Source organism: Pseudomonas sp. D(2018) (assembly GCF_005502555.1).
Classification (GTDB): Bacteria; Pseudomonadota; Gammaproteobacteria; order Pseudomonadales; family Pseudomonadaceae; genus Metapseudomonas; species Metapseudomonas resinovorans.
In genome coordinates, this window is the sequence record NZ_SCOK01000004.1 from 21783 (window position 1) to 38601 (window position 16819).

Genomic DNA, 16819 nt, shown 5'->3' on the forward strand with positions numbered 1-16819 from the left:
ACCTCGACCTGCTGCAATGCCGGCCATGCTGGTCACCATGGCCGCCGTCTGGCTGATCGGCTCGCAGACACCAGCCCGGCGGCACATCGGCTTCTGGGTGTTTCTGGCCAGCAATGCCCTGTGGATCGCCTTGGGCCTGCACGCCCATGCCTGGGCGCTGATCATCCTGCAGCTGTGCCTGACGGCAATGAACCTGCGCGGGGCGAAGAAGGCCGACGAGGCCAGCGGCTAGCCCCGGCGCCACCCGACCGGCAGCGCCAGCACCAGGATCGCCAGGATCACCGCCGCCACGCCCAGCCCCTGGGACAGCCCCAGCGGCTCGCCCAGCAACACGGCAGCCAGCGCCACCGCCGTGAGCGGGGCCACTGCCGTGAAGGTGGCCGCCTCGCCGCCGCTGACCCGCGACGAGCCGGCGTACCAAAGCAGGAAGCCCGCCGCCGTCGGCACCCAGGCGTACCACGCCAGCGCGGCCAGCGACGCGGGCAAAGGCCAGGCCAGCGGTCCCTCGAACAGGGCCAGCGGCGCCGACACCAGCAACCCCAGGGCGACCATGGCGGTAGCCTGCTGCACCGCCCCCAGCGGCTGGCGCATCCGCTTGTTGAGCAGGATGAATGCGCTCTCGCACAGCACTGCCCCGAACACGCAGAGCATCCCGAACCCGCTGCTCGGCCCATTGGCCTTCCAGGCCACCGCCACCACCCCGAGGGTGGCCAGCGCTACGCTGGCCACCTGCCGCAGCCCCGGTCGCTCCCCCAGCACCAGCACCGAGAACAGCGCGGAAACCGCCGGCAGCGTGCCGATGATCACCCCGGCGTCTGCCGCCGGCAGGTGGGCCAGACCGATCACCAGCAGCACCGTGTAGCCCACGCTGCCGGCCGCAGCCTGGAGCACCAGCAAGGCCCGGTCTCCCGCCCCCAGGCGCGGCCATAACCCACCCTGGCGCCACAGCAGCCACAGCAGCACCGGCAGGGCCAGGGCGAAGCGCAGGGCGGTCGCCTGGAACGGCGGCACGCTGCCGGCCAGGACCTTGGACGCGATGACCGTGGTGCCCACCGTCATCATCGCCAGTGAAAGCAGCAGATAGCCTTGCGCACGTCTCGACACCCCGACCTCCCGAATACCGTCTCGCTGGATTGCGAGGGCCTATTCAGGGGCATCCGCCGCGCGGGTTCTTGAACGAAATTGATCTGTCGAGGCACCTGCCCTCCCTGGCTATACTGCGGCCTCGCACACGACCGGGAGGCGCACATGACCGGCAGCACGCTCACCGAAGCATTCGACATCCAACCCAGCCATCTGGCCGGCGTGCTGGCGGTGGAGGCCACCTCGCAGCGTGCCTTCGGCCGCCACACCCACGACGGATTCGGCATCGGCGTCATCCTCCACGGCGCCCAGGATTCGGCCAGCGGACGCGGCAATGTGCGCGCCGAACCGGGCTGCCTGATCTCGGTGAACCCCAACGAAGTGCACGACGGTCGCCCCGTGGCGGACGGCCCGCGCAGTTGGCGCATGCTCTATTTCGACAGCGCCCTGATCGCCCGCGTGGCGGGGCTGCTCGAGCAGAGCCCGGGCTGCGAACTGGCCCACCCGGTGCTGCCCTGCAGCGCCGCGCGGCAGTCCTTCCTCGCCTTGCACGCTGCCCTCACCGGGCCGGCCGAAGAACCCTGGTGGGACGTGGCCGAGCAGGAGCTGCTGCAGGTGCTGGGTGCGCTACTGGAGGACCGGCGCAGCTACCGCCCGCGCCTGCCCACGGGCGCCGTGGCCCGCGCCATCCAGCGCCTGGACGAAGCGCCGGAGGTGGCTGCCAGCCTCACCGAGCTGGCGCGGGAAGCCGGCGTCAGCCCTCATCACTTCCTGCGGGCCTTCAAGGCGGTCACCGCCCTGCCGCCTCACGCCTACCGCCTGCAACGCCAGTTGCAGAAGGCCCACCGCCAGTTGCTGGCGGGCGAGGCCCCGGTACAGGCCGCCCTGGCCTGTGGCTTCGCCGACCAGAGCCACCTCAACCGCCATTTCACCCGCGCCTACGGCTACACGCCGGGGCGACTGGCGCGGGCAGTGCGCGGCTGAGCCCGCGTCAGATGCTGCCCTCGCGCTCCACCACCAGGATGCGCGCCGCCCCACGCGGGTGGGCCACGTGCTCGCAGCCGGGGCCGGCATGGAACAGGTCACCGACGCCCAGCAGCACCGCATGCTCCTCGCCGCCTTCGCGGTAGCGCATCTCCACCTCGCCATCGAGCACCACGAAGACTTCGCTGCCGTCATTGACGTGCCAGATGTACGGCTGGTCGGTCCAGTGCAGGCGCACCGTGGTGCCGTCGAGGTTGGTGATGTCCAACGCACCCCAGGCACGCTCGGCGGTGAACTCGCGGCTGCGCACCACGCGCTGGCTCATGCGCGGCTCCCCAGGGGCGGAGCGGCCACCGAAGCCTTGGACTTGCGGAACACCAGCACGTTGCCGGCCATCACCAGGGCCAGGCCGAACAGGGCTGGAGGGGTCCACTGATAGCCTTCGACGAAGGCCGAGATGTTCAGCGCCACCACCGGGAACAGCACGGTGCAGTAGGCAGCGCGCTCGGGCCCCATGCGCCCCACGAGAGTCAGGTAGGCGGTGAAACCAATGACCGAGCCGGGAATCGCCAGGTAAAGCAGCGAGCCGACGTAGCGGGTGTTCCACTCCATGTCGAAGGGCGTGCCGCTGACCAGGCACCAGGCACTGAGCAAGAGGGCGCCATAGAGCATGCCCCAGGCGTTGGTGGTGAGCGGCTTGAGCCCGGACTTCTGCTGCAGGCTGGAGAGCATGTTGCCGGCGGAGAAGCACAGGGTGCCGAGCAGGGCCAGCCCAAGGCCGATCAGGGTCTCGCGGCTGGCGGTATGGTGCGAAAGCTCGGGCCAGAACAGCAGTCCCAGGCCCAGCAGGCCGAGGCCGCCACCGGCGAGTACGTTGGGGGCGATGCGTTGGCCGAAGAAGATTCGCGCATTGAGTGCGTTCCACAACGTTGCCGTGGAGAACACCACCGCGATCAGCCCGCTGGGTATCCACTGGCTGGCGGTGTAGAAGCACATGAAGTTGATGCAGAACAGGCACAGGCCCTGGGCCAGGCAGATCATCTGGGCGCGGCCGTCGAGCTTCTGCAGCCTGCGACTGAGCAACAGGACGGCGAAGAGCACGGCGGCTGCCAGGGCGAAGCGATAGGCGATGGAGGCGGGAATGGCGACGCTGCCCATCTGCAGTTTGATGGCGATCCAGGTGGTGCCCCAGATCAGGACAGTGAGCAGGTAAAGGGACAGGTTCATCTCGGCGACTCCGGTTTCGATGCGGCCAGTCTCCGCCCGCCCCCTTCGACCCGCTTGCACAAACTTGCGCTTATCTCGTCGGAGAGCTGCCCGCCCCCACGCCCGCGCGCTAGGATGAACCCCATTCGCACACCGACCGTTCTTCCCATGTCGCTACTCGAACAGAACCAGGTCTTCCAGTCCCTCAGCAGTTCGCCCCATGCTCGCCTCGAGCACAGTGCGGAGCTGGGCGATGGCCTGGGCGCAGCCTTGTGGAGCAACCATCACGACGCGAGGGACTACCAGGGGCCGAAGGTCCATACCCTGTCCTGTTACCTGGCCGGCGGCACCGGCACCTTCCGCCGCGAGCGCCCGGACACCAAAGGCGCGCCAGACAAGCTGTGCATCCTGCCCGCCGGCCATGAATCCTCCTGGGTGATCAATGGCGAAATCCGCCTGGCGCACCTCTACTTCAGTGCCGAGCATTTCGCCGAGACGGCGGTGACCCTGCTGGATCGCGAACCCCGAGAGCTGCAGTTGCGCGAGCGGACCTTTCTCGACGACCCGCAGCAGGCGCGAAACTTCCATCAGTTGATCAACCTGGACTGGAACGAGCCCGGCGAACGCCTGCGGGCCACCAGCCTGGCCCACGAAATGATCCACCACAGCCTGCTGACCCAGGCCGGGATGCGTGAGGGTTTACGCCTGAAGGGCGGGCTGGCGCCGACGCTGCGCAGACGCCTGGTGGACTGCATCGAGAACCGCCTGGCCGAACCCATCAGCCTGGGCGAGCTGGCGACCTTCTCGGCGCTGTCGGAGTATCACTTCGCGCGGATGTTCCGCGAGAGCTTCGGTATGCCGCCGCACCAGTACGTGCTGGCGCGCCGCCTGGAGCGGGCGCGCAAGCTGCTGCGGGATACCGAGCTGCCGCTGGGGGAAATCGCCCTGGCCTGCGGCTTCGCCAGCGCCAGCCACTTCAGCAATCGCTTCCGCGCCGCGATTGGCGGCACGCCAGGGGCGTTCAGGGCGGCGTTTCGCTGATCAGAACACCAGGTCGGACAGTCGCCAGACTTCGAAGGCCGGCGTCTCGTAGGGGTGTGCCTTCTTCAACGCTTTGACCGCATCGTGGATCTGCTCGTCGGCGACCACCATCTCCACCTTCCATTCGGCGACCTGTTCGACGATTCCGGCCTGCCCCAGGTAGGGATTGCTGCCCTCCAGGGGACGGAACTGGCCCTGGCCAAGTGCCTGCCAGCAGCAGCTGTCATAGGCGCCGATACGCCCACCGCCGGCTGCGAAAACGGCTTTTTTAACCGGTTCCAGATGGCTCTCTGGAACGTAGAAGCACAGCTTGTACATCAAGTTCTCCGCGTGGGTCCGACAACGGTTCATGCCCGGAAACATTGCCATAAATGATGGCACTTTGACCTCATTTTACCGAGGCACCGTTCACATACGCCACGTTGGACATATCGCGCGGAAAAGTGTTCTGCAGGAGATAGTGCGTCTGGCGATAAAGGTGACGCCCTACTCACCTTTCCAGAAGCGCCGCCAGCGTTTAGCCAAGCCGGATGTGGGCGGGCTGTGGCTGCCATCGCACCAGGGCAGGCGCGCGGACTGGCCGCAACGGCACAACAGCAGGCGCTGCTCGCGGGGTGCAATCAGGATGAGGCCATCGGGGCAGTCGGAGGGACAATCGGGTAGCTGTACCGAGTGGCCACAGCGGCAGAGGCGGCATCGATCGCCGGGTTGCAGCAAGCGGACTTCGGGAAGTATCGGGTCCGGCATGGGCTGGGCTCGGAAACGAAAAGGCGGGAGAAGATTGCCTTCTCCCGCCTTTCGCTGTCGATGTCCGAGTGGGCCAAAAAGCACCCACTCCGGCCTTCGGCCGCTGTTAATCCACCCAGACGCGGGCGTTGCGGAACATGCGCATCCAGCCGCCGTCTTCCTGCCACTCGTCCGGGCGCCAGGAGTTCTGCACGGCACGGAACACGCGCTCCGGGTGCGGCATCATGATGGTCACCCGACCGTCGCGGCTGGTAAGGCCAGTGATGCCACGCGGCGAGCCGTTGGGGTTGGCTGGGTAGGTTTCGGTGACCTTGCCGTGGGTGTCGACGAAGCGCAGGGATACGCAACCGGACAGGTCGGCTTCCAACAGGGCTTCTTCGCTCTCGAACTCGGCATGGCCTTCGCCGTGGGCGATAGCGATGGGCAAGCGCGAACCGGCCATGCCGCGCAGGAAGATCGAGGACGACTCCTGCACCTGAACCATGGCCACACGGGCTTCGAACTGCTCCGAGCGGTTGCGCACGAAGTGCGGCCAGAACTCGGTGCCGGGGATCAGCTCGTGCAGGTTGGACATCATCTGGCAACCGTTGCACACACCGAGGGCGAAGCTGTCCTTGCGCTCGAAGAAGGCCTGGAAGCCATCACGTGCGCGGCTGTTGAAGAGGATCGACTTGGCCCAGCCCTCGCCAGCGCCGAGCACGTCGCCGTAGGAGAAACCACCGCAGGCCACCAGGCCCTTGAAGTCTTCCAGGCTGACGCGGCCGGCCAGGATGTCGCTCATGTGCACGTCGATGGCAGCGAAGCCGGCGCGATCGAACGCGGCAGCCATTTCCACCTGGCCGTTGACGCCCTGCTCGCGGAGGATCGCCACTTGCGGACGTGCGCCCTTCTTGATGTAGGGCGCGGCGATGTCCTGGTTGACGTCGAAGCTGAGCTTAACGCTCAGGCCCGGGTTGTCTTCTTCCAGCAGCGCGTCGAATTCCTGGTCGGCGCAGTCGGCGTTATCGCGCAGACGCTGGATGTTGTAGCTGGTCTCCGACCACTGACGCTGAAGCATGCGGCGCTCGCCGCCGAACACGGCCTCGCCATTGAAGCTGATGGCAACGTTGGCGCCATTGACCGGCTGGCCAATCACCGCGACGCAGTCTCCGAGGCCGGCGGCGCTGAACTGGGCCAGCACTTCCGGCGTGGCGTCCTGGCGAACCTGGATGACCGCGCCCAGTTCTTCGTTGAACAGCACGGCGGCCACGCCCTCACGGTTGTCGGCCAGGGCGTCGAGGTAGAGGTCCAGGCCGCAGTGACCGGCAAAGGCCATTTCCAGCACGGTGGCCAGCAGGCCGCCGTCGGAGCGGTCGTGGTAGGCCAGCAGGTGGCCATCAGCGTTCAGGCCCTGGATCACGGCGAAGAAGGCTTTCAGGTCTTCGGCGTCGTCGACGTCCGGCACCTGCTGGCCGAGCTTGCTGTAGACCTGGGCGAGGATGGAGCCACCCATGCGGTCCTGGCCACGGCCGAGGTCAACCAGGATCAGGTCGGTCTCGCCCTTGTCCAGGCGCAGTTGCGGGGTCAGGGTCTTGCGCACATCGCTGACCGGGGCGAAGCCGGTGACGATCAGCGACAGCGGCGAGGTGACGGACTTGTCCGCACCTTCATCCTGCCAGCGGGTCTTCATGGACATGGAGTCCTTGCCCACCGGGATGGTGATGCCCAGCGCCGGGCACAGTTCCATGCCCACAGCCTTGACGGTGTCGTACAAGCGAGCGTCTTCACCCGGGTGACCAGCGGCGGCCATCCAGTTGGCGGAAAGCTTGATGTCGCCCAGCTTCTCGATCTTCGAGGCAGCCAGGTTGGTGACGGTCTCGCCGATGGCCATGCGGCCGGATGCGGGGGCGTTCAACAGGGCCAGCGGGGTGCGCTCGCCCATGGCCATGGCTTCGCCGGTGTAGACGTCGAAGCTGGTGGCGGTAACGGCGCAGTCGGCTACCGGAACCTGCCAGGGGCCGACCATCTGGTCGCGCGCCACCAGACCGGTGATGGTGCGGTCGCCAATGGTGATCAGGAAGTTCTTGCTGGCCACGGCCGGGTGACGCAGCACGCGGCTGACGGCTTCGTCGATGTCCAGTTCGGCAGCGGCGAAGTCATCGCCCAGCTCCGCTTCACGGCTGACCGAGCGGTGCATGCGCGGCGGCTTGCCGAGCAGGACCTCGAGCGGCATGTCCACCGGATTGTTGCCGAAGTGGCTATCGGCCACGGTCAGGTGAGGCTCCTCGATGGCCTCGCCGACCACGGCGAAGGGGCAACGCTCACGTTCGCAGATGGCCTTGAAGCGCTCGAAGTCCGCTGCGTCCACGGAGAGCACGTAACGCTCCTGGGACTCGTTGCACCAGATTTCCAGCGGGCTCATGCCCGGCTCGTCGTTCGGTACGGCGCGCAGTTCGAAGCGGCCGCCACGGCCACCGTCGTTGATCAGTTCCGGCAGGGCGTTGGAGATGCCGCCGGCACCCACGTCGTGGATGAACTTGATGGGGTTTTCCGAACCCAGCTGCCAGCAGCGGTCGATCACTTCCTGGCAACGACGCTCCATTTCCGGGTTGTCGCGCTGCACCGAGGCGAAGTCCAGGTCGGCGGAGCTGGAACCCGTAGCCATGGAGGAAGCGGCACCACCGCCAAGGCCGATGAGCATGGCCGGGCCGCCGAGGACGATCAGCTTGGCACCGACGGAGATTTCGCCTTTCTGCACGTGCTCGGCGCGGATATTGCCCATGCCGCCAGCGAGCATGATCGGCTTGTGGTAGCCGCGGACTTCTTCACCGTGAGGGGTGTCGATGGCCTGCTCGAAGGTACGGAAATAGCCGGTCAGGGCCGGACGGCCGAACTCGTTGTTGAACGCGGCGCCGCCCAGCGGGCCTTCGATCATGATGTCCAGCGGGGTGACGATGCGCTCGGGTTTGCCGTAGGGCTTCTCCCAAGGCTGCTCGAAACCGGGGATCTGCAGGTTGGAAACGGTGAACCCGGTCAGGCCGGCCTTCGGCTTGGCGCCGCGACCGGTGGCACCTTCGTCGCGGATCTCGCCGCCGGAGCCGGTGGAGGCGCCGGGGAAGGGCGCGATGGCCGTCGGGTGGTTGTGGGTTTCCACCTTCATCAGGATGTGCACGGGCTCCTGGGTCGCGCCGTACTGGCGGGTCGCCGGGTCCGGGAAGAAGCGGCCGGCGGTGGAGCCCACGATCACCGAAGCGTTGTCCTTGTACGCGGACAGCACGCCTTCACGGTGCATCTCGTAGGTGTTCTTGATCATGCCGAACAGGCTCTTCTCTTGCGCCTGGCCGTCGATGTCCCAGCTGGCATTGAAGATCTTGTGGCGGCAGTGCTCGGAGTTCGCCTGGGCGAACATCATCAGCTCGACGTCGTGGGGGTTGCGACCCAGATCGTTGAAGCTCTTCACCAGGTAGTCGATTTCGTCTTCGGCAAGCGCCAGGCCCAGTTCGACGTTGGCCTTCTCCAGCGCGGCGCGGCCGCCGCCAAGGATGTCGACCACGGTCAGCGGCTTGGGCTGGGCATGGCTGAACAGGCTGGCGGCCTCTTCCTGGCCGGCCAGCACCAGTTGGGTCATGCGGTCATGCAGGCTGCTGGCGATCAGTTGCGCGTCGGCGTCGCTGAACTCACCGGCCACGTAGTAGGCGATACCGCGCTCCAGGCGCTCGATCTTGGCCAGGCCGCAGTTGCGGGCAATGTCAGTGGCCTTGCTCGACCAGGGCGAGATGGTGCCGAAGCGCGGCACGACCAGGAACAGGCGGCCGCGAGGCTCCTGCACCGGAACGCTGGGGCCGTACTTGAGCAGGCGAGCCAGGACTTGCTCTTCCTCCCCGCTGAGTACGCCAATCACTTCGGCGAAGTGGGTGAACTCGGCGTAGAGTCCGCTGACGGCGGGGACCTTCTGGGTCAGTTGCTCGAGCAGTTTGCCGTGGCGAAAAGCGGAAAGGGCGGGAGCACCGCGCAGGATCAACATCTTCGGGACAGCCTCTGGGGAAGGGGTGTGCTTGGAGGCCGTGCATTCTAGCGCAAAGCGCCGCTTTCCGGCACCTCTGAAGGTGCCTCGCGTCGCCCGAGAGCTAGCAGAGAAGATGCCCTCTGTCGAGATATGGCGTCCGCCAGCCTTTGCGTATACTCCGTGGATGCTAAATCAACACGTGTTCGGCACACGTCGGGCTTTCTGGGCCCTGGCTACCGGATTCCTCCTGATGCTCGTCGGCTGCAAACAGCCCACCACCCTCGAGCGCGTTCAGGAGGAGGGTGTTCTACGCGTGATCACCCGCAACAGCCCGGCCACCTACTTCCAAGATCGCAATGGCGAAACCGGCTTCGAGTACGAGCTGGTCAAGCGCTTCGCCGACGACCTGGGCGTCGAACTCAAGATCGAGACCGCCGACAAGCTGGACGACGTCTTCTCCCGGCTGGGCCAGGCCAATGGTCCTGTGCTGGCAGCCGCCGGCCTGGTGGCCAGCGAGGCGCGCAAGAACGAAGTGCGCTTCTCCCATTCCTACCTGGACGTCACCCCCCAGGTCATCTACCGCAACGGCGAACGCCGCCCTACCCGCCCCGACGACCTGGTCGGCCGGCGCATCCTGGTGCTCAAGGGCAGCAGCCACGCCGAGCAGCTTGCCAAGCTGAAAGCCACCTTGCCCGGACTGAAATACGAGGAATCGGACGAGGTGGAAATGGTCGACCTGCTGCGCATGGTCGACGAAGGTCAGATCGACCTGACCCTGGTGGACTCCAACGAACTGGCGATGAACCAGGTCTATTTTCCCAATGTGCGCGTCGCCTTCGACCTGGGCGACACCACCAGCCTGGCCTGGGCCATGCCGCCGGGCGAGGACGACAGCCTCTACAACGAGGTCAACGCCTTCCTCGACAAGGCCCGCAAGGACGGCACCCTGCAGCGGTTAAAGGATCGCTACTACGGCCACGTCGACGTACTCGGCTATGTGGGTGCCTACACCTTCGCCAAGCACCTGCAGCAGCGCCTGCCCAAGTACGAGCAGCACTTCCGCCTGGCCTCGCAGAAGAATGATGTGGACTGGCGCCTGCTGGCCGCCATCGGCTACCAGGAATCCCTCTGGCAGCCCACCGCCACCTCCAAGACCGGCGTGCGCGGCCTGATGATGCTGACCGAGAACACCGCCAAGGCCATGGGCGTGTCCAACCGCCTGAGTGCCCAGCAGAGCATCCACGGCGGCGGCAAGTACTTCACCCTGATCAAGAACGGTCTCTCCGAGGACCTCAAGGAACCGGACCGTACCTGGTTCGCCCTGGCCGCCTACAACATCGGCATCGCCCACCTGGGTGACGCGCGCAAGCTGGCCGCGGCCGAGGGCCTGAACCCGAACAAGTGGCTCGACGTAAAGAAAATGCTGCCGCGCCTGTCGCAGAAGCAGTGGTACCGCAAGACTCGCTACGGCTATGCCCGCGGTGGCGAGACGGTGCACTTCGTACAGAACATCCGCCGCTACTACGACATCCTCACCTGGGTGACCCAGCCGCAGTTGGAAGGCAGCCAACTGGCTGAAAACGCCAGCCACCTGCCAGGCATCAACAAGACCCGCCCGCCGGAAAACCAGCAGGACGAGAAACTCTGAGCCCCCCCGCAGGTTGGTGCGGGCGGCGTTCCGCGAGAGCGAAGCGAACCCCAACGACACCCCGCAACGACTCGGCATGACTGGCTTCAGCTACACCTGGGAGCCGCCGTCCTTGCGTGCCGCTCGGCGCGCCTGGAAGAACGCCGAGAGCATCTCGCTGCATTCCTGCGCCAGCACGCCCCCCTCCACCAGTACCCGGTGGTTGAGGAATTCCTGATTGAAGAACTGGCCGCGGCTGGCCACTACGCCGGCCTTGGGCTCGGTGGCGCCGTAGACGACGCGGGTGATCCGCGAGTGGACGATGAGCCCCGCGCACATGCTGCACGGCTCCAGGGTGACGTAGAGGGTACTGCCGACCAGGCGGTAGTTCTCAAGACGGCTAGCAGCGTCACGTACTGCCACCATCTCGGCATGGGCACTGGGGTCATGGCCGGAAATCGGGCAGTTGAAGCCGCGCCCGACGATCTCGCCATCCTTGACCAGCACCGCCCCCACCGGCACCTCGCCCAGCGCCGCACCCTGCTGGGCCAGGGCAAGGGCCTCACGCATGAAGTGTTCGTCGCGGCTGCGGTCGATGATCTGGGGCTGGCGCATGGTCAGTTCAGACAACCTCGATGGCGGCCATCAGGCCGGTTTCCATATGGTCGATGACGTGGCAGTGGAACATCCACACCCCCGGGTTCTCCGCGACCAGCGCGATGCGCGCGGTCTCGTTCTTGCCCAGCAGGTAGGTGTCGGTGAAGTACGGAATGATGGTCTTGCGGTCCGAGTCCAGCACCTTGAAGGCCATGCCATGGAGATGGATGGGGTGCAGGTACTGAGCCATGTTGCGCAGCTCGAAGATGTAGTGGCCGTCTTTCTTCAGCTTGGCGATCGGGCGGTCGGCGCAGGTCTTGTCGTCGATGTCCCAGGCCTTGCCGTTGATTTGCCAGTAGTTGCTCGGCCTTCCGGCCGCGCTGGCCAGGGTGGCAGCCCACTCGAAGTTGAAACGCAGCACCTGGGCCTTTTCCAGGTCGGGCTCGGGTACCGGGTTGGCCGGTAGCGGTGCCGGCCAGTCGCCGGGCGCCTCGTTGCTGGCCACGCTCTTTAGCGTCGCCAGACGCAGCGGGCCATTGCGCAACGGCAGTTCGGTGCCTTCTGCCGGCACCTTGATGGCGAGTTCGATACGCATGCCAGGCCCAAGCCAGTATTCCTTGCCCAGGTCGCGGGGCTCCACGGGGTGACCATCCAGGGAATAGATACGCACCTCGGCCCCCGGCAGGTTGAGCCGGTAGGTAACGGTGTTGTCCAGGTTCAGCAAGCGAAGACGCACCACCTGGCCGGCTGGCAGCTCCACGGTTGGAAGCGGCTTGCCGTTGATGGTGGTCAGACGGCCACGAGTGCCTTCACGGGCGGCCTCGCGGGGGACGCTGAAGGCGGTGAAGGCGCCTTCCTGGTCGACATGCCAGGTCTTCAGGCTAAGCACCTTCTCGTGCTTGAAGCCACTGGGCTCACGCTCCTCGACGATCAGCGGACCAACCAGGCCGCGCCCCAATTGGTGCGCGCTGGACAGGTGCGGGTGATACCAGAAGCTGCCGGCGTCGTCGGTCTTGAAGCGGTAGTCGAAGTACTCGCCGGGCAGGACCGGCAACTGCGACACATAGGGGACGCCGTCCATCTCGAGCGGCAGGCGAATGCCATGCCAGTGGATGGTGGTGGGCTCATCGAGCTTGTTGATGAAGCGCACTCGCAGCCAGTCGCCCTGGCGCGAGCGCAGTTCGACGCCCGGCGCCTGGCCGCCGTAGGCCCAGACCGGAGTGGAATGACCGGCGACCAGCTCTAGATCGAGCGGTGCGGCGATCAGCTCATAGTCGTGGGTCTTGGCATCCAGCGTGCGGCCGAGCCAATAGCGGGCGCCGCCGGCACCGAGGCTGACCACACCGAGGCCAACCAGGCCACCGAGAATCTGTCTGCGGGTGAACGACATGGGGTCAGGCTCCTCAGGGGAAGAACGGGGCTGTCCCATCGGCTAATCGAACCGGCCTCTGTCGGGCCGGACTACGGGGCGCCAAAGATACACCCAGCAATCGAGAAAGATAAGGGAAAGCATCCGCATTGACCGCGACCGATGGGCGCGGCATGCGTTTCGTGCCAGGTCTAGGCTGAAAGAGATGTCCCGACTCTCTGCAGAGGATCGTCTCCGTGCATCCCACCCGCCGCCAACTGATGCAATTCGGTCTCGGCGGCCTGGTATTGCTGAGCTGGCCGCGATTCAGCCAGTCCGACAGCACCAGGGCCTGCCGTCTCAGCCCGGTACAGACCGCCGGGCCCTTCTATCTGGAAGATGCGCTGTTGCGCCAGGACGTCACGGACGGCAAACCAGGCACCGCCTTGCGGCTTCAGTTCGAGGTGCTGCAACTGGACGGGTGCCGCCCCTTGGGCGACGCCGCCCTGGAGATCTGGCATTGCGATGCACAAGGCGCCTATTCGGGCGTCGGGAGCGACTCGAGAAGCCGCTACTTGCGTGGTGTACAGATCACCGACGACGACGGCCGAGCGGAATTTCGCAGCATCCTCCCGGGTTATTACCCCGGCCGGACCAACCATGTGCACCTGAAGGTGCATCTTAGTGAGCGGGATATCCACACCGGCCAGCTGTACTTCCCCGAAGCGGTGATCCGCCCGGCGATGGCGAAACCGCCCTACTCCCACCCCGGCCAGGACTGGACACCGCTGGAGCAGGACTACGTCTTCCGCCGCCAGCAGGGCGAACAGTCAATTGCCGAACTGGTCGAGGACGACGACGGATTCATAGCGCGACTGACGCTGGTGGTCGATACCCACGCCAACGTGTGATCTTGTTGGGGCGAATAAATTCGCCCCAACAAAAAGGACAAGCGCCCCCTACAAAACGAAACCGGCCAGGCTTTGAGAGCCTGGCCGGTCGGTTGTCGCTAGCGCTTTCGCACTGGCATCATTCCCACTCGATGGTCGCTGGCGGCTTGCTCGACACGTCGTAGGTGACGCGGGAGATGCCTTCGATCTCGTTGATGATGCGATTGGAGACGGTCTCCAGCAGCTCGTAAGGCAGGTGCGCCCAGCGAGCGGTCATGAAGTCGATGGTTTCCACCGCGCGCAGGGCCACGACCCAGGCGTAACGGCGGCCGTCACCGACCACGCCCACGGATTTCACCGGCTGGAACACCACGAAGGCCTGGCTGGTCTTCTGGTACCAGTCCGCCTTGTGCAGCTCTTCGATGAAGATGTGGTCCGCGCGACGCAGCAAGTCGGCGTACTCCTTCTTCACTTCGCCGAGGATACGCACGCCCAGGCCCGGGCCGGGGAACGGGTGGCGGTAGACCATGCTGTAGGGCAGGCCCAGCTCCAGGCCGATCTTGCGCACTTCGTCCTTGAACAGTTCGCGCAGCGGCTCGACCAGTTCGAACTGCATGTCTTCCGGCAGGCCGCCGACGTTGTGGTGGGACTTGATCACGTGGGCCTTGCCGGTCTTGGCGCCGGCCGACTCGATCACGTCGGGGTAGATGGTGCCCTGGGCGAGGAACTTGATGCCCTGCAGACGGGTAGCTTCCTCATCGAACACTTCGATGAAGGTGCGGCCGATGATCTTGCGCTTCTCTTCCGGGTCGGCAACGCCGGCCAGGCGGGAGAGGAACTTCTCTTCGGCGTTGGCGCGGATCACGCGTACGCCCATGTTCTCGGCGAACATGGCCATCACGTGGTCGCCTTCGTGCAGGCGCAGCAGGCCGTTGTCGACGAAAACGCAGGTCAGCTGGTCGCCGATGGCACGGTGCAGCAGGGCCGCCACGACCGAGGAGTCCACGCCGCCGGACAGGCCCAGCAGCACCTTGGACGAGCCCACCTGGGCGCGCACGGTGGCGATGGCGTCTTCGACGATGTTGGACGGGGTCCAGAGGGCGGCACAGCCGCAGATGTCCAGCACGAAGCGGGAGAGGATACGACCGCCCTGCTTGGTGTGGGTCACCTCCGGGTGGAACTGCACGCCGTAGTAGGCGCGATGATCGTCAGCCATGGCGGCGATCGGGCAGCTCGGGGTGCTGGCCAGGATGTGGAAGCCGACCGGCATGTCGGTGACCTTGTCGCCGTGGCTCATCCACACGTCGAGGCCGAGAACGCCGTCGTCGTCGATATGGTCTTCGATGCCATCCAGCAGGCGGGCCTTGCCTACCACGTCGACGCGGGCATAACCGAACTCGCGCAGGTCGGAACCCTGCACCTTGCCGCCCAGTTGCTCGGCCATGGTCTGCATGCCGTAGCAGATGCCGAACAACGGCACATTGAGGTCGAACACGGCCTGCGGCGCACGCGGGCTATCGGCTTCATGCACCGACTCGGGGCCACCGGCGAGGATGATGCCGCGCGGGGCAAAGGCGCGGATCGCCTCATTGCTCATGTCGAAGGGGTGGATCTCGCAGTACACGCCAATCTCGCGCACGCGGCGGGCGATCAGCTGGGTGTACTGGGAGCCGAAGTCGAGGATCAGGATCCGGTGGGCGTGAATGTCTTGGGACATGGCCATCTCTCGTTACGGAATTCACAAACGACACGGGGCTGAATCAGACAGCCCCGTGACGCGTTAGATTTCAGTCAGCCTCAACCGACGCGGTAGTTCGGGGCTTCCTTGGTGATCTGCACATCATGGACGTGGGACTCGGCCATGCCGGCGCCGGTGATGCGCACGAACTGCGGCCTGGTGCGCATTTCCTCGACCGTGGAGCAACCGGTATAGCCCATGGAGGCACGCAGGCCGCCCATCAGCTGGTGAACGATGGCGGTCAGGGTTCCCTTGTAGGGGACGCGGCCTTCGATACCTTCCGGAACCAGCTTCTCGGCACCGGCCGAGGAGTCCTGGAAGTAACGATCGGAAGAGCCCTGCGACTGCGCCATGGCGCCCAGCGAGCCCATGCCACGGTAGGCCTTGTAGGAACGGCCCTGGAACAGCTCGACCTCGCCCGGTGCCTCTTCGGTACCGGCGAACATGGAGCCCATCATCACGCAGGACGCGCCAGCCACGATGGCCTTGGACAGGTCGCCGGAGAAGCGGATGCCACCGTCGGCGATCAGCGGGATGCCGGAGCCAGCCAGGGCGGCAGCCACGTTGGCGATGGCGGAGATCTGCGGTACGCCGACGCCAGCGACGATACGGGTGGTGCAGATGGAGCCCGGGCCGATACCGACCTTGACCGCGTCCGCGCCAGCCTCGGCCAGGGCCTTGGCAGCTTCGCCAGTGGCGATGTTGCCACCGATCACCTGGACGTGCGGGTAGGTGTCCTTGACCCAGCGTACGCGCTCGATCACACCTTTGGAGTGGCCGTGGGCGGTGTCCACCACCACCACGTCGACGCCAGCTGCGACCAGTGCGGCAACGCGTTCGCCGGTGTCAGCGCCGGTCCCCACTGCAGCGCCTACGCGCAGGCTGCCTTGCGCATCCTTGGACGCCAGCGGGTAGGTCTTGGCCTTCTCGATATCACGGAAGGTCACCAGGCCGCGCAGGTAGAAGTTCTCGTCGACCACCAGCATCTTCTCGATGCGGTTCTCGTAGAGCTTGACCTTCATCTCTTCAAGCGGGGTGCCTTCGCGGGCGGTGACCAGCTTGTCCTTCGGCGTCATGATCGCCGCCACGGTATCGCCGACGTTCGGCTTGAAGCGCAGGTCGCGGCCGGTCACGATGCCGACCAGCTCGCCCTCTTCCACTACCGGGAAGCCAGAGAAGCCATATTCACGGGCGATCTGCAGCAGTTCGATGATCTTGGTGGAGGGCGTGACGGTGACCGGGTCACGGACGATGGCCGTCTCGTGGCGCTTGACCTTGCGCACCTCGGCAGCCTGCTGCTCGATGGTCATGTTCTTGTGAATGATGCCGATGCCACCTTCCTGGGCCATGGCAATGGCCAGGCGGGCTTCGGTCACGGTATCCATCGCTGCGGAAACCAGCGGGATGTTCAGTTCGATGCCGCGGGTCAGGCGGGTCTTGAGGCTGACATCCTTGGGCAGAATCTCGGAATAACCCGGGATCAGGAGAACGTCGTCGAAGGTCAGGGCTTCTTGGCTGATGCGCAGCATGGCGGGGGCTCCCAGGCGGGAAAATTGGAAGCGCGCCATTATAA

Annotated in this window: 15 protein-coding genes; 5 read left to right on the forward strand and 10 right to left on the reverse strand. The window is 65.8% G+C overall.

Going from position 1 to position 16819, the window contains the following annotated elements; genetic code table 11:
• The first annotated feature begins 16 nt into the window (after positions 1–16).
• Complete coding sequence (locus FFS60_RS04430; RefSeq protein ID WP_371926364.1) at positions 17–232, forward strand: hypothetical protein; 216 nt, start codon at positions 17–19, stop codon at positions 230–232.
• Here the strand turns inward: FFS60_RS04430 and FFS60_RS04435 are convergent.
• A complete protein-coding gene (locus tag FFS60_RS04435) occupies positions 229–1104 on the reverse strand; it encodes a DMT family transporter (protein ID WP_028628624.1) in 876 nt (291 codons plus the stop codon). The two genes, FFS60_RS04430 and FFS60_RS04435, sit on opposite strands and share 4 nt — an antisense overlap.
• A 144-nt stretch (positions 1105–1248) precedes the next feature.
• Between FFS60_RS04435 and FFS60_RS04440 the strand changes: the two genes are divergently transcribed.
• Positions 1249–2067: an AraC family transcriptional regulator gene (locus FFS60_RS04440; protein ID WP_137821259.1), complete on the forward strand. Its 819-nt coding sequence runs from the start codon at positions 1249–1251 to the stop codon at positions 2065–2067.
• Positions 2068–2074: 7 nt separating this feature from the next.
• Here the strand turns inward: FFS60_RS04440 and FFS60_RS04445 are convergent, their stop codons facing one another.
• On the reverse strand, positions 2075–2392 hold the full coding sequence (locus FFS60_RS04445) for a cupin domain-containing protein (RefSeq protein ID WP_028628626.1): 318 nt from the start codon (positions 2390–2392) through the stop codon (positions 2075–2077).
• Positions 2389–3294 carry a DMT family transporter gene (locus tag FFS60_RS04450; RefSeq protein WP_028628627.1) on the reverse strand — a complete coding sequence of 302 codons (906 nt, stop codon included), beginning with the start codon at positions 3292–3294 and terminating at the stop codon, positions 2389–2391. Before FFS60_RS04450 ends, FFS60_RS04445 begins: the two co-directional genes overlap by 4 nt.
• Before the next feature lie 147 nt (positions 3295–3441).
• Here FFS60_RS04450 and FFS60_RS04455 point away from each other — a divergent pair, with 147 nt between their 5' ends.
• Positions 3442–4314 carry a helix-turn-helix domain-containing protein gene (locus FFS60_RS04455; RefSeq protein WP_137821260.1) on the forward strand — a complete coding sequence of 291 codons (873 nt, stop codon included), beginning with the start codon at positions 3442–3444 and terminating at the stop codon, positions 4312–4314.
• Here FFS60_RS04455 and FFS60_RS04460 read toward each other — a convergent pair whose 3' ends face one another.
• The 3 genes from FFS60_RS04460 to purL form a co-directional block, all read right to left on the reverse strand.
• Positions 4315–4632 carry a YqfO family protein gene (locus FFS60_RS04460; RefSeq protein ID WP_028628629.1) on the reverse strand — a complete coding sequence of 106 codons (318 nt, stop codon included), beginning with the start codon at positions 4630–4632 and terminating at the stop codon, positions 4315–4317.
• A 168-nt stretch (positions 4633–4800) separates the two neighbouring features.
• Positions 4801–5061: a CDGSH iron-sulfur domain-containing protein gene (locus FFS60_RS29380; RefSeq protein ID WP_081668060.1), complete on the reverse strand. Its 261-nt coding sequence runs from the start codon at positions 5059–5061 to the stop codon at positions 4801–4803.
• 106 nt (positions 5062–5167) lie between these two features.
• Positions 5168–9064 (reverse strand): phosphoribosylformylglycinamidine synthase, encoded by a 3897-nt coding sequence (gene purL / locus FFS60_RS04470; RefSeq protein ID WP_028628630.1) that lies wholly within the window; start codon positions 9062–9064, stop codon positions 5168–5170.
• 166 nt (positions 9065–9230) lie between these two features.
• Here purL and mltF point away from each other — a divergent pair, with 166 nt between their 5' ends.
• Positions 9231–10694 carry a membrane-bound lytic murein transglycosylase MltF gene (gene mltF / locus FFS60_RS04475; RefSeq protein ID WP_218570587.1) on the forward strand — a complete coding sequence of 488 codons (1464 nt, stop codon included), beginning with the start codon at positions 9231–9233 and terminating at the stop codon, positions 10692–10694.
• Between the two features lie 90 nt (positions 10695–10784).
• Here the strand turns inward: mltF and tadA are convergent, their stop codons facing one another.
• The gene (tadA, locus tag FFS60_RS04480) at positions 10785–11288 is read right to left on the reverse strand and encodes a tRNA adenosine(34) deaminase TadA (protein ID WP_028628632.1); all 504 of its coding nucleotides are present in this window, start codon (positions 11286–11288) and stop codon (positions 10785–10787) included.
• A gap of 7 nt (positions 11289–11295) precedes the next feature.
• Positions 11296–12660: a multicopper oxidase family protein gene (locus FFS60_RS04485; protein ID WP_137821262.1), complete on the reverse strand. Its 1365-nt coding sequence runs from the start codon at positions 12658–12660 to the stop codon at positions 11296–11298.
• A 215-nt stretch (positions 12661–12875) separates the two neighbouring features.
• On the opposite strand from FFS60_RS04485, the gene FFS60_RS04490 reads away from it, so the two are divergent.
• Complete coding sequence (locus tag FFS60_RS04490) at positions 12876–13529, forward strand: intradiol ring-cleavage dioxygenase (RefSeq protein ID WP_137821263.1); 654 nt, start codon at positions 12876–12878, stop codon at positions 13527–13529.
• 118 nt (positions 13530–13647) lie between these two features.
• Here the strand turns inward: FFS60_RS04490 and guaA are convergent, their stop codons facing one another.
• Both guaA and guaB read right to left on the reverse strand, forming a co-directional pair.
• Complete coding sequence (guaA, locus tag FFS60_RS04495; RefSeq protein WP_137821264.1) at positions 13648–15225, reverse strand: glutamine-hydrolyzing GMP synthase; 1578 nt, start codon at positions 15223–15225, stop codon at positions 13648–13650.
• 80 nt (positions 15226–15305) lie between these two features.
• Positions 15306–16775, reverse strand: a complete 1470-nt coding sequence (gene guaB, locus FFS60_RS04500) for an IMP dehydrogenase (protein ID WP_028628636.1) — start codon at positions 16773–16775, stop codon at positions 15306–15308.
• Positions 16776–16819: the final 44 nt, after the last annotated feature.

Coding starts and splice junctions, on each gene's coding strand:
- guaB (WP_028628636.1), bottom strand. CDS start 16,775: ATGCTGCGCATCAGCCAAGAAGCCCTGACCTTCGACGACGTTCTCCTG.
- FFS60_RS04430 (WP_371926364.1), top strand. CDS start 17: ATGCCGGCCATGCTGGTCACCATGGCCGCCGTCTGGCTGATCGGCTCG.
- FFS60_RS04450 (WP_028628627.1), bottom strand. CDS start 3,294: ATGAACCTGTCCCTTTACCTGCTCACTGTCCTGATCTGGGGCACCACC.
- FFS60_RS29380 (WP_081668060.1), bottom strand. CDS start 5,061: ATGCCGGACCCGATACTTCCCGAAGTCCGCTTGCTGCAACCCGGCGAT.
- FFS60_RS04485 (WP_137821262.1), bottom strand. CDS start 12,660: ATGTCGTTCACCCGCAGACAGATTCTCGGTGGCCTGGTTGGCCTCGGT.
- guaA (WP_137821264.1), bottom strand. CDS start 15,225: ATGTCCCAAGACATTCACGCCCACCGGATCCTGATCCTCGACTTCGGC.
- tadA (WP_028628632.1), bottom strand. CDS start 11,288: ATGCGCCAGCCCCAGATCATCGACCGCAGCCGCGACGAACACTTCATG.
- FFS60_RS04445 (WP_028628626.1), bottom strand. CDS start 2,392: ATGAGCCAGCGCGTGGTGCGCAGCCGCGAGTTCACCGCCGAGCGTGCC.
- FFS60_RS04460 (WP_028628629.1), bottom strand. CDS start 4,632: ATGTACAAGCTGTGCTTCTACGTTCCAGAGAGCCATCTGGAACCGGTT.
- purL (WP_028628630.1), bottom strand. CDS start 9,064: ATGTTGATCCTGCGCGGTGCTCCCGCCCTTTCCGCTTTTCGCCACGGC.
- FFS60_RS04455 (WP_137821260.1), top strand. CDS start 3,442: ATGTCGCTACTCGAACAGAACCAGGTCTTCCAGTCCCTCAGCAGTTCG.
- mltF (WP_218570587.1), top strand. CDS start 9,231: ATGCTAAATCAACACGTGTTCGGCACACGTCGGGCTTTCTGGGCCCTG.
- FFS60_RS04440 (WP_137821259.1), top strand. CDS start 1,249: ATGACCGGCAGCACGCTCACCGAAGCATTCGACATCCAACCCAGCCAT.